Below are 26,616 nucleotides of genomic sequence, written 5' to 3'. Positions count from 1 at the left end.
CGGGCACGGGTTCATCCTAACGAGCAAGGGGCCGCGCCGAACCGGTCGGAGCGGGGGTTCGGGGACGTACGGCGCGGCCCTGCGGCGCCCGCGGGTCAGGTCCGGGCCCGCTGGGTCACCGCGATGCAGACCAGCACCACCACCGCGGTGACGGGCGCCGCGGCCGGCAGCCGCTCGCCGAGCAGCAGCACCGACCAGACCAGTGTCAGCAGCGGCTGCGCGAGCTGGAGCTGGCTGGCCCTCGGCACCCCGATCGCGGCCATCCCCCGGTACCAGAGCACGAACCCGCCGAGCTGCGAGACCGCCGCCGTGTAGGCCAGCCCGACCAGGGCCTGCGCCCCGAACCGCACCGGCTCGGCGCCCAGCCCGAGCGCCGCGGTCAGCAGCGTCGCGGGCAGGGCGGCGACCACCGCCCAGGCGATCACCTGGGCGCCCGGCAGGTCCCGGGAGAGCCGCCCGCCCTCGGCGTACCCGGCGGCGCAGAGCAGTACCGCCGCGAACAGGTAGAGGTCGGCGACGGTCGGCCGGCCGTGGCTCTGCACCAGGGTGAAGGCGAGCACGGCGGCGGCCCCGGCGAGCGCCGCCGCCCAGAACGCCCCGGACGGCCGGCGGCCGGTGCGCAGCGCCGCGACCGTCGCCGTGGCCAGCGGCAGCACGCCGATGACCACCGCCGAGTGGGCGGTCGAGGAGGTGCGCAGGGCGAGCGTGGTCAGCAGCGGGAAGCCGAGGACGCAGCCGCCGGAGACCACCAGCAGTCCGGGCCAGTGCCGCCGCTGCGGCAGCGGGGCGCGGACGGCCGCCAGGTGGAGGACGGCCAGCAGACCGGCGAGGGCGCCGCGCAGGCCGGTCGCGGACCACGGGCCGAAGCCGGTCAGGGACCACGCGGTGGCCGGGAAGGAGAGCGAGAAGGAGGCCACGGCGAGGGCCGCGAGGGCGGTGCCGGACGTGGGGGCCTGGCGAGGTGCTACCGCCCGAGGCCGGGTAGCGCTATCTTGTGCCGTCATGAACGAGCGTAGCAGTGTGACCGAACTCGCCGACATCCTGCGGCGGGAGGTCGAGCGCTACCCGGAGGGACGGAAGCTGCCCTCCAGCCGGGCGCTGGTGGACCGTCACCAGGTCAGCCCGGTGACGGTCTCCCGGGCCATCGCGGTCCTGGTGGCCGAGGGGCTGGTGGTCTCCCGGCCCGGCGCCGGGGTGTTCCGGGCGGCGGCCTTCGCCGCGGCCCCGGCCGTCCCCGCCGCACCGTCCGGCCGCACCGGCGACCTCTCCTGGCAGCAGATCGCGCTCAGCGCCGACTCCGGCCCGCGCGACCTGCTCGCCGCCCCCGTGTTCGCCACCCTCCGGGTGCCGCCGCCCGACGTCGTCGACCTCAACAGCGGCTACCCGCACGCCTCGCTGCTGCCCGAGCGGCTGCTCGCCGCCGCGCTCGCCCGGGCCGGCCGGCGACCGGGCGCCTGGGACCGCCCGCCCACCGACGGCCTCACCGAACTGCGCGGCTGGTTCGCCCGGGACATCGGCGGCCACGGCGGGCCGATCGGCGTCGGGGACGTCCTGATCACCTCCGGCGGGCAGAGCGGGCTGACCGTCGCCATGCGGGCGCTCGCCGCGCCCGGCTCGCCGGTGCTGGTGGAGTCGCCGACGTACGCGGGCATCCTGGCGGTCGTCCGGGCGGCCGGGCTGCGGCCCGTACCGGTCCCGGTCGACGCCGACGGCCTGCGCACCGACCTGCTGGCGGACGCCTTCGCGGCCACCCGGGCACGGGTCCTCGTCTGCCAGCCGCTGTTCCAGAACCCCACCGGGGCGGTGCTGTCGCCCGAACGGCGGGAGGAGGTGCTGCGGATCGCCCGGGCCGCCGGGGCCTTCGTGGTCGAGGACGACTTCGCCCGGCTGCTGGTCCACGCGGACGCCCCCGCGCTGCCGCGCCCGCTCGCCGCCGACGACCGGGACGGGGTCGTGGTGCACCTGCGCTCGCTGACCAAGGCGGCCTCCCCCAACCTGCGGGTCGGCGCCCTCACCGCGCGCGGACCGGCGCTGGCCCGGCTGCGGGCCACCCAGGTGGTGGACAGCTTCTTCGTGCCCCGGCCGCTCCAGGAGGCCACCCTGGAACTGGTCGCCGACCCCGCCTGGGCCCGTCACCTGCGCACCCTCGGCGCCGAACTGCGCGACCGCCGCACCGCCGCCGTCGCCGCCCTGCACCGCGAGCTGCCCGGCGTCCTCGGCACCCACCGCCCCGGCGGCTACCACCTGTGGCTGCGCTTCCCGGACGGCGTCGACGACACCGCCCTCGCCGCGGCCGCGCTGCGCGCCGGCGTCCAGGTCTCCCCCGGCCGCCCCTACCACCCCGCCGAACCCCCGGCCCCCCACCTGCGCCTCAGCTACGCCGCGGCCGAGAGCCCCGCCCAGGTCGCCGAGGGCGTCCACCGCCTGCGGCTCGCGTACGAGGAGGAGACGGGCTGACCCCGGACGGCGGTGCGCTACCGCCCGTGTCCCGCCATCCGCTCCAGTCGGGCGACCCGCTCGGCCATCGGCGGGTGGGTGGAGAAGAGCTTCGCGCCGGCCTCGCCGGGACGGAAGGGGCTGGCGATCATCATGTGGCTCGCGGTCTGGAGCTGCGGCTCGGGCGGGAGCGGCAGCCGGCGGGTGCCGGCGTCCAGCTTCCGCAGGGCGCTCGCGAGGGCGAGCGGGTCGCCGGTGATCCGGGCGCCGTCGGCGTCGGCCTGGTACTCGCGGGAGCGGCTGACCGCCATCTGGATCAGTCCGGCCGCGAGCGGGCCGAGGATCATGATGGCGAGCATCCCGAACAACCCCGGGCCGTCGTCGTCCTCGCTGCGCCCGAACGGGATCAGCCAGGCGAAGTTGACCAGGAACATCACCACCGAGGCGAGCGCCCCGGCCACCGAGGAGATCAGGATGTCCCGGTTGTAGACGTGGCTCAGCTCGTGCCCGAGCACGCCCCGCAGCTCGCGTTCGTCCAGGATCCGCAGGATGCCCTCGGTGCAGCAGACCGCCGCGTTGCGCGGGTTGCGGCCGGTGGCGAAGGCGTTGGGCGCGGGGGTCGGGGAGATGTAGAGGCGGGGCATCGGCTGGCGGGCGGCGGTGGAGAGCTCGCGGACGATCCGGTACAGCTGGGGCGCCTCGAACTCGCTGACCGGCCGGGCCCGCATGGCCCGCAGCGCGAGCTTGTCGCTGTTCCAGTACGCGTAGGCGTTGGTCCCCAGGGCGACCAGCAGGGCGATCACGAAGCCGGTGCGGCCGAAGAGGCTTCCGATCACCAGGATCAGCGCCGAGAGGCCGCCGAGCAGGACGGCGGTCCTCAGTCCGTTGTGCCGACTGTGCACGTCAGGCCCTCCAGTGGTGCGGTGGGGAAGCCCTTTCTGCCTCGTCCCTCGTGCCCGGTCAACGGGTGGGGCCGAGGGCCTTGTTCCCTTGTGACCCGACACGGTGACCGACGCGACACCGCAGCGCCGCACCACCGGCGCGGCCGCGACGGCCCCGGACCGCACCACCGGGGTGGTCCGGCGCCCGCTCAGAACAGCGAGCCGCCCGCCACCTGGAGGACCAGCTGCGGCGCCACCGAGAGGACCACGGCGGCCGAGGCGGTGAGCCCCAGCGTCGCGGTGAGACCCACCGGCAGACGGCTCCCGAGGGCGGCCTCCCCGAGGGGCTCGTCCCCCGGGGCGAACAGCCGGGCCGTCCACAGCAGGTAGTAGTACAGGGCGATGACCACGTTGACGGCCATCACCACGGCGAGCCAGCCCAGCCCGGCGTCGACCGCCGCGCGGAACACCACGACCTTGCCGAACAGGCCGATCACGCCCGGCGGCAGCCCGGCCAGGCAGAGCAGGAAGAAGGCGAGCGCCAGCGCCGTCCAGCGGTTGCGGGCGAACAGGCCGCGGAAGTCGTCCACGCTGGTCCCGGGCCGGCGGCCGACGGCGGCGACCACCCCGAAGGCGCCGAGGTTCACCACGCCGTAGATCAGCGCGTACGCGGCGGTGGCACCGAGCGGGTCGACGCCGGTCGGCGCGTAGCCGGCCGCGGCAAGCGGAACCAGCAGGTACCCCGCCTGGCCGACCGAGGACCAGGCGAGCAGCCGCACCGCGCTGTACCGGGTGTCGAAGCGCTGGCGCAGCGCGCCGACGTTGCCGGCGGTCATGGTGACGGCGGCCAGCACCGCGAGCACCAGGCCCCAGGTGTGGGCGTACGGGCGGAAGGCGACGGTGGTGGCCAGCGCCAGCCCGGACAGGCCGGCCGCCTTGCCGACCACCGAGAGGTAGCCGGCCACCGGCAGCGGCGCGCCGGTGTAGGTGTCGGGCACCCAGAAGTGGAACGGGACGGCGGCGACCTTGAAGGCGAAGCCGACCAGGGTCAGCACCGCGCCCGCCTCGGCCAGCGGCCTGAGCTGGCCGGGCGCGTGCTCCAGGCCCTGGGCGACGGCGCCGAGGTGCAGGCTGCCGCTCGCCGCGTAGACGAAGCCGACGCCGAGCAGCATCACGGCGGTCGCGGTCACCGAGGAGACGAAGAACTTGAAGGCGGCCTCGGCGCCCCGGCCGTCCCGGCGCAGCGCGACCAGGGCGAAGGCGGGCAGCGAGGCGACCTCCAGGGCGATCACCATGGTGGCGAGGTCGCGGGAGGCGGGCAGCAGCGCGGCGCCGGTGGCGCTGGAGAGCAGCAGGAACCAGTACTCGCCGCGCGGCAGCCGCTCGTCCTCCACCGTGTGCGCCGACAGCAGCGCCGCGATCAGCGCGCCGCCGAGGGCGAGCAGCTGGAACACCAGCGCGAAGTGGTCGGCGACGTACGAGCAGCCGCCGTTGTCGGACCCTCCTGCTACGTTCTGCACACAGAAGGTCGCTCGGGGTGATCCACCGGTGAGGGGGAGGAGTGCGATGAGGGCGAGGGCGAGTCCGGCCGCGGTGAGGCGGCCGAGCCACTTCTTGTGCCGCTCGGGCAGGAACAGGTCCGCGAGCAGCACGGCGAGGGCGGCCACGGCGGCGATCAGCGGCGGTGCGATCGCCACCCAGTCCACGGACTGGATCAGGCTGCCCGGGTTGGCTACGGCGAGGGAGGTCACAGTGTGCTGCCCCGTGGAGTGAGGTCCGAGTGCGGCGGTCTGGGCTGCGAGCACGGTCAGCCACCCCCGAGGAGGTGCTTGACGGCGGGATCGGAGAGGCCGAGCAGCAGCGCGGGCCAGAGGCCGGCGAGCAGCGTCAGCGCGGCCAGCGGCGTCCAGCTGACGGCCTCGTACGGGCGCAGCTCGGCGACCTCGGCCACCGGTGCGGGCTGCTCGGGGTCCCCCATGCAGACGCGCTTGACCACGATCAGGAGGTACGCGGCGGTGAGGAGGGTGCCGAGGCCGGCCAGGACCATGTAGGTGACGAACGCGGGGCGCGACAGGCCGTCGGCCGGGTCGAACGCGCCGAACATGGCGAGCAGCTCGCCCCAGAAGCCGGCCAGGCCGGGCAGGCCGAGGCTGGCGACGGCGGCGAAGGCGAGCAGCACGCCCAGTCGCGGGGCCCGGCCGTACAGGGCTGCGCCGGTGGCCCCGGCGAGGGTGTCGAGGTCGGCCGTGCCGTAGCGGTCCTTGAGCGCGCCGACGACGAAGAACAGCAGGCCGGTGATCAGGCCGTGGGCGATGTTGGCGAACAGCGCGCCGTTGACGCCCACCGGGGTGAGGGAGGCGATGCCGAGCAGCACGAAGCCCATGTGGCCGACGGAGGAGTACGCGATCAGGCGCTTGAGGTCGCCCTTGGCGCCGGGGCGGGAGAGCGCCAGGCAGGCCAGGGAGCCGTAGACGATGCCGACGGCCGCGAAGGCACCCAGGTAGGGGGCCAGCGTGCTGGCGCCGTCCGGCACGACCGGGAGGAGGACGCGGACCAGACCGTAGGTGCCCATCTTCAGCAGCACGCCGGCGAGCAGCACCGAACCCACCGTCGGGGCGGCGGTGTGGGCGTCCGGGAGCCAGCTGTGCAGCGGCCAGGCCGGGGCCTTGACCGCGAGCCCGACCAGGATCGCCAGCGCGGCGACCACCTGGGTGGTGTGGCTCAGGCCGCTGCCGTGCGCGGCGGCCAGGGCCTGCATGTCGAAGGTGCCGGCCTTGCTGCCGATCAGCAGGAAGCCGAGCAACATCACGGCCGAGCCGAGCAGGGTGTAGAGGATGAACCGGTTGGCGGCCGGCACCTTCGCGCCGCTCCCCCAGCGGGCGATCAGGAAGTACATCGGGATCAGCACGATCTCGAAGGCCAGGAAGAAGAGCAGGAGGTCCAGCACCGCGAAGGTGGCGAGCATGCCGACTTCGAGCAGGAGGAACAGCCCGACGAAGGCCTGCGCCGACGGACGTGGCTCATCGGGGGCTCCGCCCCGGGTGTCCCCGCCCGGCAGCCGCTTCTCCGAGTAGAGCGCGCAGAGGAAGGTGAGCAGCGCGGTCAGCACGATCAGCGGCAGCGAGACGCCGTCCACCCCGAGGTGGAGGCGCACGTGCAGGGCCGGGATCCAGGACACGTCGGTGGTGGCCTGCATCCGGGCGGGCTCGTCCTGGTCGAAGCCGGCCGCGAGGGCGACGGTGAGCAGGAACACCGCGCCGGTGACGACGGTGTTCAGCCGCAGTGCCCGCCGGCCGGCCACGGCCCGGTCCGGCCCGAACACCGGCGCCAGGGTGAGTGCGGCGCCGAGCAGCGGCAGCACCAGGAGGGCGATGAGGACTGCGTTCATCGGGGGCTCCCAGCAGCGGTCGAGGGGACGGAGGTGGAGAACAGCAGCACCGGCTACACCGCCACCAGGACGGCCAGCAGGACGACGGCGGCCAGCAGGGCGCTGAGGTAGGTCTGCGCGTTCCCGGTCTGCGCGAGCCGGACGGCCCGGCCGAGCAGGTTGGCGCCGATGCCGCTGCCCTGCACGTAGCCCTCGACGACCTCGCGGTCGAGGAATCGGACCAGCTTGGCGGCGGCGACCACCGGGCGGACGAACAGCGACCGGTACAGCCGGTCGACGCCGAAGCCGTGCCGGGCCGGGCCGAACAGCGGGCCGAGCAGGGTGCGCCCGGGGTCGGCGACGATCACCTCGGTGGCCGGTGCCCCGCCCTGCCCGGGCACCCGGCCGGCCGGTGCCGGGCGGCCGGTGCCCAGCCGGGCGGCCGCCGAGCGCCAGGCGCCGTACGCGGCGAGCGCGCCGACCACGGCGAGCCCGGTGCCGGTGACGGCGGTGACGGCGGAGGGCCGCAGCGAGCCGCCGTCCAGGAGCGCGGGCAGCCAGTCCGAGCGCAGGCCGGCGATGCCGAAGCCCATGGTCGGCACGGCCAGCACCCACAGCGGCCAGCGCATCGCGGGCGGCTCGGCCGTGGCCGGGTCGGCCTCGTCGAGTTCGGGCGAGTACGGCGCGCCGGCCTCGTGGTCGGCCACGACGGTGCCCCGGTCGGCGGCGGGCAGCACCTGCGGTGCGGCCGCGGCGGCCCCGGCCGGGCTGTGGAACGCGACCAGGAACAGCCGGGCCGCGTACGCGGCGGTGAGCAGCGCGGTGAGTCCGGCGGAGATCAGCACGATCCACCCGGCCGCCTGCGGCACCGCCGAGGCCGGGCCGAGGCCGTTGGTCAGCGCCTCGCCGTTGGCGGCGTGCTCGGCGGCGGTGAGCACCGCCTCCTTGCTGAAGAAGCCGGAGAACGGCGGCAGCCCGATCAGGGCGACGAGCGCGATGCCCATCGTCCAGTAGGCGTCGGGGACGCGTTTGCGCAGCCCGGGGATGCGGGACATCGCGGAGATCGAGTTGGTGTGCGCGGCGTGGATCACCACACCGGCGGCCAGGAACAGCAGCGCCTTGAACGCGCCGTGGCTGACCAGGTGGAAGACCGAGGCCTCGCGGTCACCGGAGGCCAGCGCGCCGGCCATGTAGCCGAGCTGGCCGACGGTGGAGTAGGCGAGCACCCGTTTGAGGTCGTCCTGGGCGAGCGCGCAGAGCGCCGAGCCGATCATCGTCACGGCGGCCATCACCGCGAGCACGACCAGCGCCGCGCCCGACAGCAGGAAGACCGGCAGCAGCCGGGCGACCAGGTAGATGCCGGCCGCGACCATGGTGGCGGCGTGGATCAGCGCGGAGACCGGGGTCGGGCCGGCCATCGCGTCCGGGAGCCAGGTGTGCAGCGGGAACTGCGCGCTCTTGCCGGCCACGCCGGCGAGCAGCAGCAGGGCGGTCAGCGTCGGGTGCCCGAGCCGGCCCTCCGACGCGGCCGCCAGCACGTCCGGGATGCGGAAGCTGCCGGCGTCCGCGCCGAGCAGGAAGATCCCGAACAGGAACGGCACGTCACCGAGCTTGGTGACCAGGAAGGCCTTCAACGAGGCCGAGCGGGCGTCCGCCGTCTCCCAGTGGTGGCCGATCAGGAAGTACGAGCACAGGCCCATGACCTCCCAGCCGACCAGCAGCACGATCAGGTCGCCCGAGTAGACCACCAGGAACATCGCCGCGGTGAACAGCGAGACCAGCGCCGCGTAGGACGGGTAGCGCGGGTCCTCCTTGAGGTACGCGGTCGAGTAGACCTGGACGCAGGTGGCGACCAGTCCGACCAGCACCGAGATCAGCGAGCTGTAGCCGTCCAGGTGGAGGGCGAGGGCGATGTCCGGGCCGCCGGTCGGGGTGAGCCGGGTGGCGGCGTCCAGGGTCTGGCCGGTGCCCAGCTGGAGGGCGACCACCAGGGCGAGCACCGCCGAGACGGCGACCGGGACGACGGCCAGCGGCCGGGCCAGCCCGGGCGCCTTCCGGCCGACGGCCAGCGTCGCGGCGGCGCCGAGCGCGGGCAGCGCCGGGACGAGTACGGGAAGGGCGAGGTTCATGCGGCGGCCCGGCCCTTCAGTGCCTCGGCGTCGACCGGCGCCCCGGAGTCGACCGGCGTCTCGGCGTCGACCGGCGTCTCCTCGACGGCGAGCGCCTCGGCCGGGTCGCCGAGCGCGGTGGCCCGGTCGATGTCCGCGGTGCCCCGGGCCCGGAACAGCAGCAGGACGATGGCGAGCCCCAGTCCGATCTCGGCGGCGGCGACGGTGATGGTGAACAGGGTGAGCGCCTGCCCGGCGTGCAGCGAGTCGCGCAGCCAGGCGTCGAAGGCGACCAGGTTGAGGTTGACGGCGTTGAGCATCAGCTCGACGGACATCAGCACCAGGACGGCGTTGCGCCGGGCGAGCACGCCGTACACGCCGACGCTGAACAGCAGCGCGGCGAGGACGGCGGGGTAGGCGAGGTGCATCAGCCCTCCTGCTCAGAGGTCGACTGCTCGGAGGTCGCCTGCTCGGAGGTCGCCGGAGCCGGCTTCGGCGCGGTCGCGGCGACCGTCCCGTTGGACCCGACCGGCCGCCCGGCGCGCAGCCGGCCCGCCCGGGGCGCCGGCACCCGCCGCTTGGAGCCGCGCGACAGCACGATCGCTCCGACCAGCGCCGCCAGCAGCAGCACGGACAGCGCCTCGAAGGGCAGCACCCAGTGCCGGAACAGGCTGGCCCCGGTGACGGCGGCCGAGCCGCCGCCCTGGCCGAGGTCGATCCAGGAGGTCCGGAAGGCGTCGACGACCAGCGTGACCAGGGTCCCGGCCGCGGCCAGCGCCACGACCAGGGCCACCCAGCGGTTTTTGGAGTCGGCGTCCGGCGAGCGCCCGATCGGCGCCTTGGTGAGCATCAGCCCGAACAGCACCAGGACGACCACCGAGCCGAGGTAGATCAGCACCTGCACCCAGGCGATGAACTCGGCCGTGAGCAGCAGGAACTCCACCGCCAGCCCGCCGAGCGCGACCACCAGCCAGAGCGCGGCGTGCACCAGCTGCCTGGTGGTCACCGAGACCACGGCCGAGCCGAGCACGGCGATGCCGACCAGCAGGAAGACGATCTCCTGGCCGGTCGGGGACAGGAACGAACGGGCGGCCGGCTCCAGGGAGCCGGTCGCCGCGAGAAGCGTGGTGGCACCGGTCACGCGTCGTCACCCTTCTCGTCGGTGGCCGATTGCGCGGCCGCCGCGGCGGCCGCGGCCAGCTTGTCCGCCGCCTTGCGCGCGGTGGCGATCTCCTTGGGCTCCTCGGCCGCCGGGTCCAGCGCCGGCGGCGCGGGGACGGTCCACATCCACTCGCGGAGCTTGTCCCGCTCGTGGGTCAGCTCGTGGATGTCGGTCTCCGCGTACTCGAACTCCGGCGACCAGAACAGCGCGTCGAAGGGACAGACCTCGATGCAGATCCCGCAGTACATGCAGAGCGAGAAGTCGATGGCGAAGCGGTCCAGCACGTTGCGGGTGCGGGCCCGGGCGTTCGGCTCGGCGGCCGGCAGCGTCTCCTTGTGGGAGTCGATGTAGATGCACCAGTCCGGGCACTCGCGCGCGCAGAGCATGCACACCGTGCAGTTCTCCTCCAGCAGCGCGATGACGCCGCGCGAGCGCGGCGGCAGCACCGGCTGGACGTCGGGGTACTGCGCGGTGACGCTCTTCCTCGTCATCGTCCGCAGCGTCACGGCCAGGCCCTTGGCGAGGCCGATACCGGGGAAGCTCATGAGATCGCCACCTTGATGATGCCGGTGAGGGCCAGCTGGACCAGCGCGAGCGGGATCAGCACCGTCCACGCGAAGCGCATCAGCTGGTCCTCGCGCAGACGCGGGTAGGTGACCCGCAGCCAGATGACCACGAAGGCCAGCGCGAAGGTCTTGAGGATCATCCAGAGCCAGCCGAGCTGGTCCGGCAGCGGTCCGTGCCAGCCGCCCAGGAAGAGCACCGCGGTCAGCGCGGACACCACCAGGATGCCCACGTACTCGGACAGCAGGAACAGGGCGAACCGCAGACCGGTGTACTCGGTGTACGCGCCGAAGATGATCTCCGAGTCGGCGATCGGCATGTCGAACGGCGGGCGCTGGAGCTCGGCCAGGCCGGCCGTGAAGAAGACGAACGCGCCGATGACCTGCCAGGGCAGCCAGTACCACTCCCAGGCGTCCACGATCCCGGGCAGCGACAGCGTGCCGGCGGCCATCGCCACCGAAGCCGCCGCCAGCACCATCGGCAGCTCGTACGACATCAGCTGCGCGGCCGTGCGCAGGCCTCCGAGCAGCGAGAACTTGTTCGCCGAGGCCCAGCCGGCCATCAGCTTGCCGATCACGCCGACGCCCATCACGGCCAGCACGAAGAACAGGCCGGCGTCGATCGCCTGGCCGACGAAGCCGTTCGGGCCGACCGGGATCGCCAGCAGCACGAAGAGGTACGGCAGCAGCGAGACGGCGGGCGCCAGCTGGAAGATCCGGCGGTCCGCCCCGGCCGGGACGATGTCCTCCTTCTGCGCGAACTTCACGCCGTCCGCGACGAGCTGCGCCCAGCCGTGGAAGCCACCCGCGTACATCGGACCGAGCCGGCCCTGCATGTGCGCCATGACCTTGTGCTCGGTCTGGCCGATGACCAGCGGGAAGACCAGGAAGACGACGAGGGTGGCGACGCAGCGCAGCACCGTGTCGAGCAGGTTCACGCGCCGTCTCCGTCCTGGTCGGCCGCTCCGGCCGAGGTCTCGTCCTTCTGCTCGCCCGGTTCGCCGGGTTCACCCGGCTTCTCGCCCGAGGACTTCTCGTCGTGGGCGGGCACCGGGTTGTGCCAGGGCGCGTCGGAGGACCGGGGCCGTACGGGAGCCGCGGGCTCGGCCGTCGGTTCGCCGGCCGCCTGGCTCGCCGACCCCTCGGACACCGACCGGGTCCGCCGCGGCTTGTCCGTCCGCACCGGCGGGGCGCCCTCGGCGGCGGGAACGGCGGGAACGGCGGGAGCATCGGGAGCCGCAGGAGCATCGGGAGTGGCGGCGGCATCGGCGCCCGCCTGGCTCGCCGACCCCGCGGACACCGACCGGGTCCGTCGCGGCCGGTCCGCCCGCACCGGCGGGGCGCCCTCGGCGGCGGCAGCAGCACCGGCGGCAGCAGCACCGGCACCGGCACCGGCGGCACCGCCGGCCGCGCCCGCCCGGGGCGTCCGCGCCGCCGCGCCCGCCGCCCGCGCACCGCGCGCGGGCCGCTCGGCGACCGGCGGCAGGGTGCCCTTGAGCGGCCCCCACTCGTTCGGGTCCGGCACGCCGGCCGGCTGCATCTTGCGCCGGGCCGGCCCGCCGCCGTGATCGGACTCGCCCGGCTCCTTGGCGCCCGGCCAGTCCTTGGCGACCCGCGCCGCGAGCACGAACTCCTTGCGCAGCGGGTTCCCCTCGAAGCCGTCCGGCAGCAGCAGGGTGGCGAGGTAGGGGTGCCCGGGGAAGTCGATGCCGAACATCTCGTGGGTCTCGCGCTCGTGCCAGGCGGCACCGGCGTAGACGGCGACGGCGGTCGGCAGCGCCGCCTTGTCGCGCGGCACCCGGGTGCGCAGCGCGAGGTGCCGCACGCCCGGGGCCTCGACGGCGGCCAGGTGCGCGACCACGGAGAAGCCCTCGGCGAGCTCGTCGACGGCGCTCAGCCAGTCGAAGAAGCCCAGCCCCAGGACGTCCCGGGCGTTGGTGAGCGCCTCGATCCAGTTCTCGGCCGGGACGTCGACGGTGATCAGCCCGTACGCCTCGGCGCCGGTCGCCCACTCCCCGACCGACGCCGCGCACTGCTCGGCGGAAGTCACGAGACCCCTCCCTCGGTCGAAGAGCCGGCCTGCGCCCCGGTCGGGGATCCGGCCTCGGGAACGTCCCCGGAACCCGTCCCGGTGCCGTGCGAGGGCCCGGTCACCAGCGGACGGCGCAGCGCCGACGCGGGCGCCGCGTAGCGGTCCGGCAGGGACTCGGCGGCGATCTTCTCCTGGAGCTTGAGGATGCCCTGGAGCAGCGCCTCCGGCCGCGGCGGGCAGCCGGGTACGTAGACGTCCACCGGGATGATCTGGTCCACGCCCTTGGTGACCGAGTAGGAGTCCCAGTACGGGCCGCCGGAGTTGGAGCAGGCACCGAAGGAGATGACGTACTTCGGCTCGGGCATCTGCTCGTAGAGGCGCTTGACGGCGGGCGCCATCTTGTCGGTCACCGTCCCGGAGACGATCATCAGATCAGCCTGCCGGGGTCCGGGCGCGAACGGGATGACACCCATCCGGATGAAGTCGTGCTTGGCCATGGACGCGGCGATGAACTCGATCGCACAACAGGCCAGGCCGAAGTTGAAGCACCAGAGGCTGTAGCGGCGGCCCCAGTTGAGCACCACCTTGACCGGGTCCGGCGCGAGCCGGGCCAGCGGGCCGATGCCGCGGCGCTCGACGGCGCCGGGGCGCGCGGGGTCCGGCAGGCCGAGCGGAACGGGACCGCCCTCGGCGCCGCCGTGCGAGTGGGAGTGCGTCACGTCCATTCCAGAACGCCCTTCTTCCAGGCGTAGAGCAGCCCGACCGCGAGGAAGCCGATGAACAGGAACATCTCGATCAGGGTTCCGGCGCCGTACCCGGCGGTGGCGAAGACGGTCGCCCAGGGGAACAGGTAGATCGCGTCCACCGCGAAGATCACGTACAGGAAGGCGTACACGTAGTAGCGGATCTGGGTGTGCGCCCAGTCCTCGCCCACCGGGTCCACTCCGCACTCGTAGGTGAGGAGCTTCTCGGGCGAGTACACCACGGGTCGCAGCAGCCGGTTGGCGGTGAACGCCACGGCGACGAAGAGCACCCCGACGACGGCCAGCAGACCCATCGCGGCGTACGCGTCGAAGTAGCCGCTGCCGACCGCCGGGTCGGCCACGACGGCAGCCGCGTGCTTCCCCTCCATGCCTTCGCCTCCACCTCGGCCGAGAACCCGCCCTAAGGACAGTTCTACGACGTTTACTCTCACGGGCCTAACGATGGCCAAAGCGTGAGTCTAAGGGGACCTCTCCGCTCCGCCCGAAACCTGCTCGGTCCGCAAGACGGCCGGTGGACACCGTGGCGGACCGCCGGCGACCGGGCCCGGGGGTGGGGTTAACCCCCGGCCGGGAAGATGTATCACCCCCATGGCATCCCCCGCCCGCCGTTCGGGAAGCTTGGTCCAGCCGCACGACGAAGAGGGACGGTAGATCCGATGAAGCCGCTGCACCGCGCCGTGGACGCCATCAAGGAGCAGGACGCTCGGATGGAGCGCCCGCCGCTGTACGGCAGGAGGATGTGGCACCAGGTCGGACGACTGCTGCTCAACCTGCCGCTCGGCATCTTCGGCTTCGTACTGGCCGTGGCCACGCTCTCGGTCGGCCTGGGGCTGTCGATCACCGTGATCGGCCTGCCGCTGCTGGCCGGCGGCCTGGCGCTCTCGCGCTCCCTGGGCGCGCTGGGCCGGCGGCGGGCACGGTCGGCCTACGACTCCGGGATCGACGAGCCGCAGCCGGTGGAGCCGCGCCGCCCGGGGTTGGTCGGCTACACCATCGCCCAGCTCACCGACCTGCTGAACTGGCGCTCGGCGCTCTACAACGTACTGATGCTGCCCTGGGGCGTGCTCAGCTTCGCGCTGACCCTGATCTCGGTGATCGCGCTCTGGCCGGTGCTGCCCTGGGTGGTCCGCGGGCTGGCCGCGGTGGACCGCATCCTGATCGAGTCGCTGCTCTTCCCGGGCGCCCTGGCCGAGCGGGTGCGCGAGCTGGAGGACGACCGCGGCACCGTGGTCGACACCGCCGCCGCCGACCTGCGCCGGATCGAGCGCGACCTGCACGACGGGGCCCAGGCCCGGCTGGTCGCGCTGGCGATGGACCTCGGCATGGCCAAGGAGCGGCTGCGCGAGGTGGAGTCCGAGGACGACATGGCGGCCGCCACCAGGATGGTCGACAACGCCCACGGCGAGGTGAAGCTGGCCCTCCAGGAGCTGCGCGACCTGGCCCGCGGCATCCACCCGGCGGTGCTCACCGACCGCGGCCTGGACGCCGCGCTGTCCTCGGTCGCCGCCCGCTGCACCGTCCCCGGCGGGGTCCGGGTGAACGTCGACCTGACCGGACCGGACGGGCAGCCCGAGCGCCCCGACTCGGCGGTCGAGGGCATCGCCTACTTCACCGTCAGCGAGTTGCTGACCAACGTCTCCAAGCACGCCGGCGCCCGCTCCGCCTCGGTCGAGGTCTGGCGCTCGGAGCACCAGCTGATGGTGCTGGTCCAGGACGACGGCAAGGGCGGCGCGGCCCCCTACCCGGGCAGCGGACTGGCCGGGCTGGCCGAGCGGATCCGCGCGGTGGACGGGGTCTTCCTGGTGGAGAGCCCCGAGGGCGGCCCGACCACCGTCACCGTCGAGCTGCCCTGGCGCACCCGCGCCGCCCGCCGCTGAGCGGCCCCTCCCCCGGACACGGCAGGGCGCCGGGACCTCGTCGAGGCGGAGACGAGGTCCCGGCGCCGGTCCGGTACGGCACCCGGCCCGCTGAGCCCTTGCGCGGCGGGCGGCCCGGCGTCCCCGTACCGGGGCTCAGGGCGAGGTCTGGGCGGCTGCCAGCTCGCCGAGGGTGACGTCGGCGGTCTTGGTGGCTCCGTTGCGGGTGTAGGTGACGGTGACCTTGGTGCCCGGGCTGAGCGAGGCGAGCGCGGTGGTGAGCGCGTTCAGCGAGTCCACCTGGGTGTCGCCGATCTTGGTGATGACGTCCCCGGCCTGGAGCCCCGCCGAGGCCGCCGCCCCGCCCGGGGTGACCGTCACGATGACCGCGCCGGAGGGCTGGAACTGCTGGTCGAAGCTGGTCCGGGCGGTGATGCCGAGCGCGGCCCGGCCGGAGTTGGTGACCTTGCCCTGCTTGATCAGCTGGTCGGCGATGTTGGTGATGGTGCTCGCCGGGATGGCGAATCCGATGCCGGGGGCGGCCGCGCCGTTGGTCTGCGGCTCGGTCGCGGCGAGGGTGTTGATGCCGATCACCTTGCTGTCCAGGTCGGCCAGCGCACCGCCGCTGTTGCCCGGGTTGATCGCCGCCGAGGTCTGCACCATGTTGCTGATCGTGGCGCCCGGCGACCCCGGGCCCTGGGGCTCGGAGACGGTCCGCCCGATGGCCGAGACGATGCCCTGGGTGACGCTGCTGGAGAGGCCCAGCGGACTGCCCATGGCGAGGGTGATCTGGCCGATCTGGACCTTGCCCGAATCGCCGAAGCTGGCCGGCTTGAGACCGCTCGGCGGGTTGTTCAGCCGGATCACCGCGAGGTCGGAGTCGGGGTAGCTGGCGACCAGGCCGGCGTCCAGCGCCGTGGTGCTGTTGGCGAGGGTCACCGTGAAGGTGGTCGCGGTGCCGACCACGTGGGCGTTGGTGACGATGTCGCCCTTGTCGTCGTAGACGATCCCGGACCCGAGGCTGTCGCCGGTGGTGATCTGCACCACGGAGGGCAGCACGTTGGCGATCACCGCCTGGTAGGCGTCCTGCAACTGGATCCCGCCGTTCGTCTGGCCGGACGACGAGGCGGCCTGCGGGGAGCCTGCGGCCGGGGACGGACCGGTGGCGGCGACGGTGGACGAGGAGGACGTGCCGCTGCTGCACCCGGCCAGTGCCAGCGCGGCCGCCAGCGCCACCGCGACGGCCCCCGGCAGCCGCCCGCCCGGCGGCTTCGGCCCGATCGGCCGCGGCCCGGCGGGCAGGGGGTTGGCGTGTTCCTTGTGACGGCGCACCTGGCTGCCTCCGATTCGTCACCGCGCCGAACGGGCGCAGGTGTGGACGCACGGAAATCCTGCTCAGCTTTTCACCGTTTTGTCCGCTTTGCGGCCCCGGCTCGCCCGAACGTGGCGATCGAATCCGAACGCCTAGGATCGGCACATGACTTGGTTGATCACCGGCGGTGCCGGATACATCGGCGGACACGTCGTCCGACAGCTGCTCGACGCCGGGGAGCGCGTCGCCGTCCTGGACGACCTCAGCACCGGCGACGCCTCCCGGCTGCCGGCCGGCGTCCCCCTGATCGAGGGCTCCACCCTGGACCGCGCCGCCCTGGACGCCGCGATCCGCGAACACGGCGTCGAGGGCATCCTGCACTTCGCCGCCAAGAAGCAGGTCGGCGAGTCCGTCGAGCAGCCCTTCCTGTACTACCGCGAGAACATGATCGGCCTCCAGACCGTCCTGGAGGCCGCCGCCGAGGGCGGGGTGAAGCGCTTCCTCTTCTCCTCCTCCGCCGCGGTCTACGGCATGCCGGACGTCGACCTGGTCACCGAGTCCACGCCCTGCGCCCCGATGAGCCCGTACGGCGAGACCAAGCTGGCCGGCGAGTGGCTGGTCGCCGCGGCCGGCAAGGCCCACGGCATGTCCACCGTGGCCCTGCGCTACTTCAACGTGGCCGGCGCCGCCTCCCCCGAGCTCTCCGACGCCGGGGTCTTCAACCTGATCCCGATGGTCTTCGAGCGGCTCACCGCCGGCGAGGCCCCGCGGATCTTCGGCGACGACTACCGGACCCCGGACGGCACCTGCGTCCGCGACTTCATCCACGTCTCCGACATCGCCTCGGCGCACGTGGCGGCCGCCAAGCGGATGGCCGCCGACCCGGCCGGCGCGACCTCCCTGGTGCTGAACATCGGCCGCGGCGAGGGCGTCAGCGTCAAGGAGATGCTGGAGGTGATCGGCAAGGTCACCGGCTACGACACCGCCGCCGAGGTGACCCCGCGCCGCGCCGGCGACCCGGCCCGCGTGGTGGCCTCCGCCGACCTGATCCACCGCGAGCTGGGCTGGACCGCCCGTCACGACGTGACGGAGATGGTCTCCTCCGCGTGGGACGGCTGGTGCAGCCGCCACCCCGGGGCCCGCAAGGCCTGAGGCCCGACCCGGCGCCGCCGCTCCGGCGGCGCCGACCCGGCGGTGTCCGCCCCGCGGTTCAGCGGGCGGGCACCGCCGTACCGTAGAAGGCGTCCAGCGCGTACACGCAGCGGTCCTTGGAGCCGACGAAGACCCGGCCGCCGACCGCCACCGGCGAGCCGGTGAGCTCGCCCTTGGTGCCGAGCTCCCAGCGCAGCTGACCGCTCGCCAGGTCCAGGGTGTGCAGCGAGTGGTCCCGGCTGCCCAGGTGCACCAGGCCGTCGGCCACCGCCGGGGAACCGACGATCTCCCCGCGGGCGGTGTAGCGCCAGCGCTCCCGGCCGCCGGCCGCCTCGAAGGCGTACAGCACCTCGCCGTTGCCGACCAGCACCATGCCGTCCGCGACCACCACCGGGTCGGCGCCCTGGCGGCGGCCGGTGACCCCGCGCCAGCGGTCCAGGCCGGTGGCCGCGTCCAGCGCGTAGACCGTGCCCAGGTAGTCGGCCACGTAGACCGCGTCGGCGTCCAGGGCGGGCGGGGTGAACAGCACCACCGGGGCCTCGAAGCGCCAGCGCTCGACCCCGCTGGCCGCGTCCAGCGCGTACACCCGGGTGCCGGCCGACACGTACAACACGCCGCCGCGCTCCACCGGGTGCGAGGGCACGTCCTCGCCGACCGGGAAGGACCAGCGCAGGCCCGCGCCGCGCGGGTCGACGCAGCGCAGCCGCCCGCCGCCGTAGTAGTAGGCGGCGCCGCCCACCAGGACCGGGCCGGACTGCGGGTTCTCGTAGTCCTGCTGGGCGTCGTCCGCGCGCCACAGCTCGGCGCCGTTGGCGGCCGAGCGGAGCTGGACGCCGCCGCCCCTGATGCCGCAGCAGAGCACGCCGTCGGCGGCGGAGAGCGAGTAGACCCAGCCGTCCAGCGAGGTGCGCCAGCGCTCGGTGCCGTCCGCGGCGTCCACGGTGTACAGGTGCGGGCCGTCCGCCGCGTGCACCCGGCCGGCGTCCACCGCGAGCGCCCAGGCGACGTCCCGGGTCTTGTAGCGGCGCTCGCCGGAGGCAATGTCCAGCGCGTGCACCTCGAAGCTGGAGACGAAGAGCGTGCCGTCCGCGACCACCGGGGTGCCCCAGACGTCGTTGGACATCCGGAACCGCCAGGGGCGCCAGCGGGCGACCGGCGCGGGCGGCGGGGTGGGGGCCCGGCGGACCCAGTCGGTCGTGGCCGGGGCGGTGCTCGGGCCGGGCTGCTCGTACTCGGCCCGCGGCCCCGGGCCTATCCGCACCGAGGCACCGGACAGCTGCACCTCGACGGAGCCGCCGGTCGGCGCCCGGTGCCGGTTCGGGGAGGCGATCTTCGCGGTCGGGATCTCGGCGTCCGAGTGCGGGCCCGGCTGCGGCAGGCTGTGCACCGGCCCGGCCGGCGACTGGGCGTGCCGCCCGCCCGGGTTGGTGCGCGGGTCGGCCGGTCCGAGGTGCTGCGGCGGGACGTGGGCGGGCGGGACGTGCGCGGGCGGGCCCTGGGGATGCGGGGGCGGCTGGGCCGGGCCGGCCGGCGGGCGCGACGGCGGGGCGGCCGCACGGCGGCCCCGCTTGCGCTCGATCAGCTCCAGCGCGTTGGCCGGCAGCCACTCCCCGGCCTCGCCGGAGGCGTCGTCCCGCGAGAAGAGGTGCGGGGCCAGCTCGGTCTGGATCTGCGCCGGGGTGGGCCTGCGCTCGGGGGCCTGCTGCATGCAGGCGCGGACCAGGTCCATCAGCTCCGGCGGCATGCCGGTCAGGTCCGGCTCCTCGCGGAGCAGCTGGAACACCGTCTCGACGGGGTTGGAGCCCCGGTAGGGCGGGTGCCCGGTGGCGCAGAAGACCATCAGCGAGCCGAGCGAGAAGACGTCGCTGGCGCCCCGGACGGTACGGCTGTCCCGGGCCTGCTCGGGGGACATGTAGGCGGGGGTGCCGACCGCGACGTTGGTCATGGTGAGCCGGGTGCTGGACACCCCGGCCGCGATGCCGAAGTCGATCACCTTCGGGCCGTCCTCGACCACCAGGACGTTGGAGGGCTTGAGGTCGCGGTGGATCAGCCCGGCCGCGTGGATGGACTGGAGGGCCTCCGCGATGCCGGCGACCAGCCAGCGGGTGGCCTCCACCGGCAGCGGGCCGCAGTCCTCGACCAGGTCCTCCAGCGAGGGGGCCGGAATGTACGCGGTGGCCAGCCAGGGCACCCGGGCGTCCGCGTCCGCGTCCACCACGGCCGCCGTGTAGAAGCCGCCGACCGTCTTGGCCGCCGCGATCTCCCGGGCGAAGCGGACCCGGAACAGCTCGTCCTCGGCCAGCTCACCCCGCACGGTCTTGATGGCCACCCGCCGCCCCGACGCGGAACGCGCCAGGTAGACCAGCCCCATCCCACCCGCGCCGAGCCGCCCCAGCACCTCGAAGGGCCCGATCCGCCTCGGATCGTGCGCCGTCAGCTGGTCCACTCCGCTGCCACCTCCCCGTTGTCCGCACCCGCCGCGTGGTGCCGGACCCGATTCTCCAATGCCGTCCTACGCATATCCAACCTCCCCCATCCCCCGGAACCCGTCGTCCGGGCCCGGACGACGCCCCGGACAGCCCTCTGACCAGCGAGGACGGAACGGCCGGATCCCGACGCCCGCTCCGGGGGCGGCTTGCGCCCGGAGCCCCGGACCGTCCACTTCCGGACGGGACCGCACCCTTCGGCCGTCGTCACGCTCTGTCACCCAACCACCCCTCAGCGGACTCGCCGTCACGCTGTGAGGTCAAAAGCACACGGGGGGGCTTCAACAGGGGCTTCGAAGCCCGGTGAATATCCGTCCGAAGTGGTTCATGCCGCTATACCAACCCCCGTGCGGAGTAATAGTCGCATCACCGAATCGCGCCAAGATCGTGCCACGGTAAGCTGACGGCATGACAGGACAAGTTCGCACCGTCGACGGTCGCGTCGCCGGGCGACGCGGACAGGAGACGCGGCAGAAGCTGCTCGATTGCCTCCGCGAGATGCTCAGCACGTCGCCCTATCGGGACGTCAAGGTCATCGACGTCGCCCGTATGGCGGGTACCTCCCCCGCGACCTTCTACCAGTACTTCCCGGATGTCGAGGGCGCTGTCCTCGAAATCGCCGAGGAAATGGCCAAGGACGCCGACCAGCTCAAAGAGCTGGTGGCCGGAAAGTCCTGGGCAGGGAAGTCCGGACCGACCACTTCGGAAGAACTGGTCGACGGATTCCTCGCCTTCTGGCGCAAGAACGACGCCATTCTCCGAGTGGTCACGCTCGGTGCCGCCGAAGGGGACAAGCGGTTCTTCAAGATCCGCATGACGGTCCTCAACGCGGTCGCCAAGCCACTCGCGGAGGCCGTCAAGGAACTCCAGGCGAAGGGTCAGGCCGACAAGTCGCTCGATCCGAACGCCGTGGCCGGGGCCCTGGTCTCGCTGCTCGCCTCGGCGGCCGAGCACCAGAAGGCCTTCACCTCCTGGGGCGTCAAGGTCAAGGACCTCAAGCCCAACCTCGCTCCCCTGGTGTACCTGGGCGTCACCGGCAAGAAGGCGCCCAAGTAGGACCGTTCTCCGACCCATCATCCGCTCCGCGCGCAGCCCCGGCCTCCTGTCCGGGGAACGACGGACGGCGGCCGTGTCCTCGGGGGAGGTCCGCCGACGTACCGCACGCGCGCCAGACATGCCGGTGGGCGGGCACCCGGGACAGGGTGCCCGCCCACCGGCGTGTCCGGGGTTCGGACGGGGTGCGGCCCCGGGACGGCGTCGTGGTGCCGTCCCGGGGCCCTTGCGGAGCCGTTCAGGGGGCCGTGCGGCGCCGTTCGGCGGCCGCGCGGCGCCGTGGGGTCAGGGGCAGCGCACGACCTGGCCGGCGTAGGCCAGGCCCCCGCCGAAGCCGAAGAGCAGGACCGGGTCGCCGGGCGAGAGCTCGCCGCGCTCGACCAGCTTGGAGAAGGCCAGCGGGATGGAGGCGGCCGAGGTGTTGCCCGAGTGGACCACGTCCCGGGCCACCACGGCGTCCTCGCCGAGCCCCAGCTTGCGGGCGATCGTGTCGATGATCCGCAGGTTGGCCTGGTGCGGGACGAAGCCCTTGAGCTCGGACGGGTCGATCCCGGCCCGCTCGCAGGCCTGGCGGGCCAGCGGGGCGAGCTGGGTGGTGGCCCAGCGGAAGACCGCCTGGCCCTGCTGGCTGATGACCGGGTCCCAGCCGGTGATCACCACGGCGTCGCCCCGCTCCGGCTCGGAGCCCCAGACCACCGGCCCGATGCCGGGCTCGCCGCCCTCCTCCTGGGCCTCGATCACCGCGGCGCCGGCGCCGTCGCCGAAGATCACGCAGGTGGAGCGGTCGGTCCAGTCGAGCGTGTCGGACATCCGCTCGGCGCCGATCACCAGGGCGCGGCGGGCCGAGCCGGCCCGGATCGCGTGGTCGGCGGTGGCCAGGGCGTACGAGAAGCCGGAACAGACCGTGTTGATGTCGTACGCGGCGGGCGAGCGCACGCCCAGCCGGGCGGCCACCGCGGCGGCGGTGTTGGGGCTGCGCTCGATCGCGGTGCAGGTGGCGACCACGACGAGGTCGATCTCCGCGGCGGTCCGGCCGCTGTTGGCGAGGGCCTTCTGCGCGGCCTCGGTGGCGAGGTCGACCAGGCTCTCCTCCTCGGCGATGTGCCGGGTGCGGATGCCCACACGGGTGCGGATCCACTCGTCGTCGGTGTCGACGAGCCCCGCCAGGTCGGCGTTGGAGAGGACCTTGGGGGGCTGGTAGTGCCCGAGTGCCACAATGCGAGAACCGCTCATACTGCCATGGAACCGGGTTACCCGCTGGTCAGCATGGTATGACCGGCGACAGGATCCGCCCCCTCGATCTGTAGGAGGTGGACAAGGGGCCTTGGGGGGCCCGGGTTCCGCGTACGCCGAGGTCAGGCGGCCAGCGCGGCGGTGTCGCCCATCACGATGACCGGGTGGGCCGCCGGGTCCAGGGTGCGGATCAGCTGGGCCATCTTGTCCTCGGGGATCGACACGCACCCGTGGGTCGGCCCGTCGTGGTCCACGTGGAGCCAGATGCCGCCGCCCTTCTTGGAGCCCATCGGGCGGCGCGTGTCGAGCGGGGAGTTGCCGGGGACGCGGTTGTAGTTGATCGCGACCACGTAGTCGAAGGAGCCGGCCAGCTGGTCCCCGAAGAAGCCCGTGCCGGAGACCACGAAGCTCGGGTCCTTGTCGTACGGGAGCTTGCTGCCCGGGTCCGCCTTGCGGCCGCCCGCGTCGGTGAGGTTGAACACACCGATCGGGCTGCGCAGGTCGCCCTCGTTGTGGTCGGTGGTCCAGCCGTTCTTGCCGTTGTGGCCCTGCCAGGTCTCGCCGGCCAGCCAGCGGCCCTCGGAGGTGCGGGTCCAGAGGGTGACGGCGTTCTTGTCGGTGTTCTTGTCCTGGCCGGAGGCGACCACGACCTGGGTGGTCTCGGCGGGTATCTGCGCGGTGAACTTCGCGCCGAGGCCGGGTATCGCGGCGACCGAGCCGTCCGTACGGGTCTGGCTGCGGTCGGCGGCCGGGGCTGCGGCCTGCCGGTCGGAGGCGGCCTGGGCGGCCGCGGGGGCCGAGCCGGGCTGGTCGGGCTTGCTGACGCCCTCCGGGCCGGGGCCGTCGGCGGCGGCGATGCCGGGCTTGGCGCCGTCCTGGCCGACGGCGTACCAGCCGGCGGTGGCGGCGACCAGCAGCGCGGTGCCGGCCATCACGGCCTTGCCGTGACGTTTCTGCTTGGCCTTGCGCCGCCGTCCCCGCGCGGCCGTCCGGCCACCCGCCACGGGCGCGGCGGCGAGCACCACGGGCGCGGGTTCGTGGACGGGCTCGTAGTGGGCGTAGGGCACAGGCTCGTAGCGGGCCTCGGGCACGGCTTCGTGAACGGGCTCGGCCCGGTAGACGGACTCGGCCTCGTAGCCGGGCTCGGCCGGGTACTGGACGGGTTCGGCCTCGTACGGCTGGAACGGCTGCCGGTACGCCTCGTAGTACCCGTCAGGGGCCTGCTCGTACGGCTGGTACCGGTCGTAGTAGGCGTCCTGCTGAACCGGCTGCTGGTACGGCTGGAAGCTCTCGTACTGCTGCTGCGGCATCAGGTCGACCGGCTCCTGCGTCGGCTGGTGCGGCGGGTACGCGGTGGCACGATCAGAACCGGACATGCCGTCGATCCTGCCAAACGCCGTACCCGTTGGTAAACCCGGGCCCCGTGCGGAGGCCGTGAAGACAACCGCCGCCCGGGCCGACGGACGGCCGGGGCGGCGGAGGACTTCGAGGACCGGAACGCCGTCAGAGGCGCATCGCCTGCGGGGACTCACGGCGCATCGGGTCCGGGCCGTCGTACTCGCGGATGACCTCGTAGCGGGTGTTGCGCTCCACCGGGCGGAAGCCGGCGTCGCGGATCAGCCCGAGCAGGTCGTCGCGGCCGAGCTTGTTCGGGGTACCGAAGTTGTCCGCGTCGTGGGTGATCTTGTACTCGACCACCGAACCGTCCATGTCGTCCGCGCCGTGGCTGAGCGCCAGCTGGGCGGTGGCGACGCCGTGCATCACCCAGAAGACCTTGACGTGCGGGACGTTGTCGAAGAGCAGCCGGGAGACCGCGAAGGTCTTCAGCGCCTCGGCGCCGGTGGCCATCTCGGTGCGGGCCATCAGCTTGTTGCGCACGACGCCGTCCTTGGAGTCGTGGAAGTCGTGCTGGTAGCGCAGCGGGATGAAGACCTGGAAGCCGCCGGTCTCGTCCTGGAGCTCGCGCAGCCGCAGCACGTGGTCCACCCGGTGGCGGGGCTCCTCGATGTGGCCGTACAGCATGGTGGCCGGCGTCTTGAGGCCCTTGCTGTGCGCGAGGCGGTGGATCCGCGACCAGTCCTCCCAGTGGGTGTCGTGGTCGACGATGTGCTGGCGGACCTCCCAGTCGAAGATCTCCGCGCCGCCGCCGGTCAGCGACTCCAGGCCGGCGTCGATCAGCTCGTCCATGATCTCGTCGGCGGACAGGCCGCTGATCTTCTCGAACCAGTGGATCTCGGTGGCGGTGAAGGCCTTCAGCGAGACGTTCGGCAGCGCCGCCTTCAGCTCCCGCAGCGAGCGCGGGTAGTAGCGCCACGGCAGGGTCGGGTGCAGGCCGTTCACGATGTGCAGCTCGGTGAGGGACTCGACCTCCATCGCCTTGGCGAGGCGGACGGCCTCCTCGATGCGCATCGTGTACGCGTCCTTCTCGCCCGGCTTGCGCTGGAACGAGCAGTACGCGCAGGACGCGTTGCACACGTTGGTCATGTTGAGGTGGCGGTTGACGTTGAAGTGGACGACGTCGCCGTTCTTCCGCGTCCGCACGTGGTGGGCCAGCCCGCCCAGCCAGGCCAGGTCGTCGCTCTCGTAGAGCGCGATCCCGTCCTCGCGGGTCAGCCGCTCACCCGCGTAGACCTTCGCCTCCAGCTCGCGCTTGAGCCCTGCGTCCATGCGGTGACCCGCCTCCTCCGACATTCGATTCCTTGCCGGAATGAGCGTACGCCTATGCCGAGAGCAGCTCTGCGAGCAGTGTCGGGTCGATGTTGCCGCCGCTGACCACGGCCGCCACCGCCTGGCCCCCGGTCTCGGCGGCGCGGTGGAAGTAGGCGGCCGGGGCGACCGCCCCGGAGGGCTCGGCGACCAGCCGGCCGCGGCGGGCCAGCACGGCCACGGTGGCGCGGATCTCGTCCTCGGTGACGGTGACGATGTCGTCCACGTAGGCGGTGACGTGCTCGAACGGCAGCACGCCGAGCGACGGGGTGCGCAGCCCGTCCGCGATGGTCCGGTAGGTGTCGGCGACCGGCCACTCGACCCGTCGGCCGGCCCGCAGGCTGGCCCGGGCGTCGGCGGCCAGCTCGGGCTCCACGCCGATCACCCGGATGCCGGGGCGGGTGAGCTTGAGCGCGGCCGCCGTCCCGCCGATCAGGCCGCCGCCGCTGACCGGCACCAGGACGGTGTCCAGCTCGGCCGGGGCGTCCTCGGCGATCTCCAGGCCGACCGTGCCCTGGCCCGCGATGATGAACGGGTCGTCGTACGGCGGGACCCAGACGTAGCCGTGCTTCCCGGCCAGCTCGGCGGGCAGGGTGTCCCGCTCCTCCGGCGGGACCAGGATCACCTCGGCGCCGAACGAGCGGGTGGCCTCCACCTTCACCGCGGGCGAGGTGTCCGGCATCACGATCACGGCCTTGATGCCGAGCGTCCGGGCCGCGTACGCCACCGCCTGCGCGTGGTTGCCACTGGACTGGGCGACCACGCCCCGGGCGCGCTCGTCCTCGGTGAGCGCGGCCAGCCGGTTGTAGGCGCCGCGGGTCTTGAACGCCCCGGTCGGCTGGAGGCTCTCGGGCTTCAGCCAGAGCCGCCGTTCCCCCTCGGCCGCCCAGGGGGCGGGAACCAGGGGGGTGCGCACGGCGACCCCCGCGATCCGCTGCCGAGCCGCCCGCAGCTCCTCCAGACCGACCAGCGCCATGCGTCACTCTCCTACAGGAGGAAGTTCACTCACCCGGTTTTCCCACTTCGTGGAGAGTACGACGGTGGTGCGGGTTCGGGCCACGCCCTTCGTGCCCGAGATCCGCTTGACCACCGATTCCAGGCCGGCCACGTCGGCCACCCGGACCTTCAGCATGTACGAGTCGTCACCGGCGATGAACCAGCAGTCCTCGACCTCGTTGAGGTCCTTCAGCCGGAACGCCACGTCCTCGTGGTCCGCGGCGTCGGTGAGCTGAAGGCCGATCAGGGCCGTCACGCCGAAGCCGAGCGAGGCCGGGTTGACCGTCGCCCGGTAGCCGGTGATGACCCCGGCCTGCTCCAGGCGGTTGATCCGGTCCGTGACGCTCGGGCCGGAGAGCCCGACCAGGCGGCCCAACTCGGCGTAGGACGCGCGGCCGTTCTCCCGGAGCGCCTGGATGAGCTGTCTGTCCACCGTGTCCATATACCGTCCGCGTCCTTCCGAACCTCGCCAGACCCACAGATCATTATCCGGATTCAAAGGCGCCCTG

At 73.5% G+C, this 26,616-nt stretch carries 23 protein-coding genes; 4 read left to right on the top strand and 19 right to left on the bottom strand.

From position 1 onward, the window contains the following. Nucleotides 1-95: 95 nt before the first annotated feature. A complete protein-coding gene (locus ACFVUY_RS03675; protein WP_387686170.1) occupies nt 96-1,004 on the bottom strand; it encodes a DMT family transporter in 909 nt (302 codons plus the stop codon). Between ACFVUY_RS03675 and ACFVUY_RS03670 the strand changes: the two genes are divergently transcribed. After that, the gene (locus ACFVUY_RS03670) at nt 1,003-2,457 is read left to right on the top strand and encodes a PLP-dependent aminotransferase family protein (RefSeq protein ID WP_387686168.1); all 1,455 of its coding nucleotides are present in this window, start codon (nt 1,003-1,005) and stop codon (nt 2,455-2,457) included. The genes ACFVUY_RS03675 and ACFVUY_RS03670 overlap by 2 nt on opposite strands. A gap of 17 nt (nt 2,458-2,474) precedes the next feature. On the opposite strand, the gene htpX is transcribed toward ACFVUY_RS03670, so the two are convergent. The 11 genes from htpX to ACFVUY_RS03615 form a co-directional block, all read right to left on the bottom strand. Then, nucleotides 2,475-3,338 carry a zinc metalloprotease HtpX gene (gene htpX, locus ACFVUY_RS03665; RefSeq protein WP_387686166.1) on the bottom strand — a complete coding sequence of 288 codons (864 nt, stop codon included), beginning with the start codon at nt 3,336-3,338 and terminating at the stop codon, nt 2,475-2,477. Nucleotides 3,339-3,526: 188 nt separating this feature from the next. Continuing rightward, nucleotides 3,527-5,068 carry an NADH-quinone oxidoreductase subunit N gene (locus ACFVUY_RS03660; protein WP_387727037.1) on the bottom strand — a complete coding sequence of 514 codons (1,542 nt, stop codon included), beginning with the start codon at nt 5,066-5,068 and terminating at the stop codon, nt 3,527-3,529. Between the two features lie 56 nt (nt 5,069-5,124). Beyond that, nucleotides 5,125-6,705, bottom strand: coding sequence for a NuoM family protein (locus ACFVUY_RS03655; RefSeq protein WP_387727035.1), 1,581 nt, complete (start codon nt 6,703-6,705; stop codon nt 5,125-5,127). A 53-nt stretch (nt 6,706-6,758) separates the two neighbouring features. After that, nucleotides 6,759-8,813, bottom strand: coding sequence for an NADH-quinone oxidoreductase subunit L (locus ACFVUY_RS03650; protein WP_387727033.1), 2,055 nt, complete (start codon nt 8,811-8,813; stop codon nt 6,759-6,761). Next, complete coding sequence (gene nuoK / locus ACFVUY_RS03645) at nt 8,810-9,220, bottom strand: NADH-quinone oxidoreductase subunit NuoK (RefSeq protein WP_387727031.1); 411 nt, start codon at nt 9,218-9,220, stop codon at nt 8,810-8,812. Before nuoK ends, ACFVUY_RS03650 begins: the two co-directional genes overlap by 4 nt. Further along, nucleotides 9,220-9,933 carry an NADH-quinone oxidoreductase subunit J gene (locus ACFVUY_RS03640; RefSeq protein ID WP_387686155.1) on the bottom strand — a complete coding sequence of 238 codons (714 nt, stop codon included), beginning with the start codon at nt 9,931-9,933 and terminating at the stop codon, nt 9,220-9,222. The genes nuoK and ACFVUY_RS03640 overlap by 1 nt, the downstream gene beginning before the upstream one ends. After that, nucleotides 9,930-10,499, bottom strand: coding sequence for an NADH-quinone oxidoreductase subunit I (locus tag ACFVUY_RS03635; protein WP_359897583.1), 570 nt, complete (start codon nt 10,497-10,499; stop codon nt 9,930-9,932). The genes ACFVUY_RS03640 and ACFVUY_RS03635 overlap by 4 nt, the downstream gene beginning before the upstream one ends. Further along, nucleotides 10,496-11,455, bottom strand: coding sequence for an NADH-quinone oxidoreductase subunit NuoH (gene nuoH, locus ACFVUY_RS03630; RefSeq protein ID WP_380356089.1), 960 nt, complete (start codon nt 11,453-11,455; stop codon nt 10,496-10,498). The genes ACFVUY_RS03635 and nuoH overlap by 4 nt, the downstream gene beginning before the upstream one ends. After that, on the bottom strand, nt 11,452-12,567 hold the full coding sequence (locus ACFVUY_RS03625; RefSeq protein ID WP_387727029.1) for an NADH-quinone oxidoreductase subunit C: 1,116 nt from the start codon (nt 12,565-12,567) through the stop codon (nt 11,452-11,454). Before ACFVUY_RS03625 ends, nuoH begins: the two co-directional genes overlap by 4 nt. Next, nucleotides 12,564-13,274 (bottom strand): NADH-quinone oxidoreductase subunit B, encoded by a 711-nt coding sequence (locus ACFVUY_RS03620; protein ID WP_387686149.1) that lies wholly within the window; start codon nt 13,272-13,274, stop codon nt 12,564-12,566. Before ACFVUY_RS03620 ends, ACFVUY_RS03625 begins: the two co-directional genes overlap by 4 nt. Beyond that, the gene (locus ACFVUY_RS03615) at nt 13,265-13,681 is read right to left on the bottom strand and encodes an NADH-quinone oxidoreductase subunit A (protein ID WP_387727027.1); all 417 of its coding nucleotides are present in this window, start codon (nt 13,679-13,681) and stop codon (nt 13,265-13,267) included. Before ACFVUY_RS03615 ends, ACFVUY_RS03620 begins: the two co-directional genes overlap by 10 nt. A 288-nt stretch (nt 13,682-13,969) precedes the next feature. Between ACFVUY_RS03615 and ACFVUY_RS03610 the strand changes: the two genes are divergently transcribed. Then, nucleotides 13,970-15,190 (top strand): sensor histidine kinase, encoded by a 1,221-nt coding sequence (locus ACFVUY_RS03610; protein ID WP_387686145.1) that lies wholly within the window; start codon nt 13,970-13,972, stop codon nt 15,188-15,190. A 135-nt stretch (nt 15,191-15,325) separates the two neighbouring features. Here ACFVUY_RS03610 and ACFVUY_RS03605 read toward each other — a convergent pair whose 3' ends face one another. Beyond that, a complete protein-coding gene (locus ACFVUY_RS03605; protein WP_387686371.1) occupies nt 15,326-16,450 on the bottom strand; it encodes a S1C family serine protease in 1,125 nt (374 codons plus the stop codon). A gap of 196 nt (nt 16,451-16,646) precedes the next feature. Between ACFVUY_RS03605 and galE the strand changes: the two genes are divergently transcribed. Beyond that, a complete protein-coding gene (galE, locus tag ACFVUY_RS03600) occupies nt 16,647-17,633 on the top strand; it encodes a UDP-glucose 4-epimerase GalE (RefSeq protein WP_359902884.1) in 987 nt (328 codons plus the stop codon). A 58-nt stretch (nt 17,634-17,691) separates the two neighbouring features. Here the strand turns inward: galE and ACFVUY_RS03595 are convergent, their stop codons facing one another. After that, nucleotides 17,692-20,079: a PQQ-binding-like beta-propeller repeat protein gene (locus ACFVUY_RS03595; protein ID WP_387686142.1), complete on the bottom strand. Its 2,388-nt coding sequence runs from the start codon at nt 20,077-20,079 to the stop codon at nt 17,692-17,694. A gap of 448 nt (nt 20,080-20,527) precedes the next feature. Between ACFVUY_RS03595 and ACFVUY_RS03590 the strand changes: the two genes are divergently transcribed. Then, nucleotides 20,528-21,175 (top strand): TetR family transcriptional regulator, encoded by a 648-nt coding sequence (locus ACFVUY_RS03590; protein WP_224284690.1) that lies wholly within the window; start codon nt 20,528-20,530, stop codon nt 21,173-21,175. 282 nt (nt 21,176-21,457) lie between these two features. Here the strand turns inward: ACFVUY_RS03590 and ACFVUY_RS03585 are convergent, their stop codons facing one another. From ACFVUY_RS03585 to ACFVUY_RS03565, 5 genes are all read right to left on the bottom strand, one after another. Further along, nucleotides 21,458-22,405, bottom strand: coding sequence for a beta-ketoacyl-ACP synthase III (locus tag ACFVUY_RS03585; protein ID WP_380542063.1), 948 nt, complete (start codon nt 22,403-22,405; stop codon nt 21,458-21,460). 122 nt (nt 22,406-22,527) lie between these two features. Further along, nucleotides 22,528-23,781 (bottom strand): L,D-transpeptidase family protein, encoded by a 1,254-nt coding sequence (locus ACFVUY_RS03580; RefSeq protein ID WP_387727025.1) that lies wholly within the window; start codon nt 23,779-23,781, stop codon nt 22,528-22,530. Between the two features lie 127 nt (nt 23,782-23,908). After that, entirely contained in the window at nt 23,909-25,072 is a 1,164-nt protein-coding gene (gene mqnE / locus ACFVUY_RS03575) for an aminofutalosine synthase MqnE (RefSeq protein ID WP_359902873.1), read from the bottom strand. Nucleotides 25,073-25,124: 52 nt separating this feature from the next. Continuing rightward, entirely contained in the window at nt 25,125-26,087 is a 963-nt protein-coding gene (locus tag ACFVUY_RS03570; protein WP_387727023.1) for a threonine/serine dehydratase, read from the bottom strand. 3 nt (nt 26,088-26,090) lie between these two features. Beyond that, nucleotides 26,091-26,549 carry an Lrp/AsnC family transcriptional regulator gene (locus ACFVUY_RS03565; RefSeq protein WP_030055719.1) on the bottom strand — a complete coding sequence of 153 codons (459 nt, stop codon included), beginning with the start codon at nt 26,547-26,549 and terminating at the stop codon, nt 26,091-26,093. Nucleotides 26,550-26,616 lie beyond the last annotated feature (67 nt).

Source organism: Kitasatospora sp. NPDC058063, from assembly GCF_042885395.1.
GTDB lineage: Bacteria > Actinomycetota > Actinomycetes > Streptomycetales > Streptomycetaceae > Kitasatospora > Kitasatospora lactacystinica.
The sequence above is the reverse complement of the archived record's forward strand: the minus strand, read 5'-3'. Positions and strand labels throughout refer to the sequence as shown.

Coding starts and splice junctions, on each gene's coding strand:
- ACFVUY_RS03610 (WP_387686145.1), top strand. CDS start 13,970: ATGAAGCCGCTGCACCGCGCCGTGGACGCCATCAAGGAGCAGGACGCT.
- ACFVUY_RS03650 (WP_387727033.1), bottom strand. CDS start 8,813: ATGAACCTCGCCCTTCCCGTACTCGTCCCGGCGCTGCCCGCGCTCGGC.
- ACFVUY_RS03565 (WP_030055719.1), bottom strand. CDS start 26,549: ATGGACACGGTGGACAGACAGCTCATCCAGGCGCTCCGGGAGAACGGC.
- ACFVUY_RS03655 (WP_387727035.1), bottom strand. CDS start 6,705: ATGAACGCAGTCCTCATCGCCCTCCTGGTGCTGCCGCTGCTCGGCGCC.
- ACFVUY_RS03670 (WP_387686168.1), top strand. CDS start 1,003: ATGAACGAGCGTAGCAGTGTGACCGAACTCGCCGACATCCTGCGGCGG.
- ACFVUY_RS03620 (WP_387686149.1), bottom strand. CDS start 13,274: ATGGACGTGACGCACTCCCACTCGCACGGCGGCGCCGAGGGCGGTCCC.
- nuoK (WP_387727031.1), bottom strand. CDS start 9,220: ATGCACCTCGCCTACCCCGCCGTCCTCGCCGCGCTGCTGTTCAGCGTC.
- ACFVUY_RS03635 (WP_359897583.1), bottom strand. CDS start 10,499: ATGAGCTTCCCCGGTATCGGCCTCGCCAAGGGCCTGGCCGTGACGCTG.
- ACFVUY_RS03675 (WP_387686170.1), bottom strand. CDS start 1,004: ATGACGGCACAAGATAGCGCTACCCGGCCTCGGGCGGTAGCACCTCGC.
- ACFVUY_RS03580 (WP_387727025.1), bottom strand. CDS start 23,781: ATGTCCGGTTCTGATCGTGCCACCGCGTACCCGCCGCACCAGCCGACG.
- ACFVUY_RS03585 (WP_380542063.1), bottom strand. CDS start 22,405: ATGAGCGGTTCTCGCATTGTGGCACTCGGGCACTACCAGCCCCCCAAG.
- galE (WP_359902884.1), top strand. CDS start 16,647: ATGACTTGGTTGATCACCGGCGGTGCCGGATACATCGGCGGACACGTC.
- ACFVUY_RS03615 (WP_387727027.1), bottom strand. CDS start 13,681: ATGGAGGGGAAGCACGCGGCTGCCGTCGTGGCCGACCCGGCGGTCGGC.
- ACFVUY_RS03590 (WP_224284690.1), top strand. CDS start 20,528: ATGACAGGACAAGTTCGCACCGTCGACGGTCGCGTCGCCGGGCGACGC.
- mqnE (WP_359902873.1), bottom strand. CDS start 25,072: ATGGACGCAGGGCTCAAGCGCGAGCTGGAGGCGAAGGTCTACGCGGGT.
- ACFVUY_RS03570 (WP_387727023.1), bottom strand. CDS start 26,087: ATGGCGCTGGTCGGTCTGGAGGAGCTGCGGGCGGCTCGGCAGCGGATC.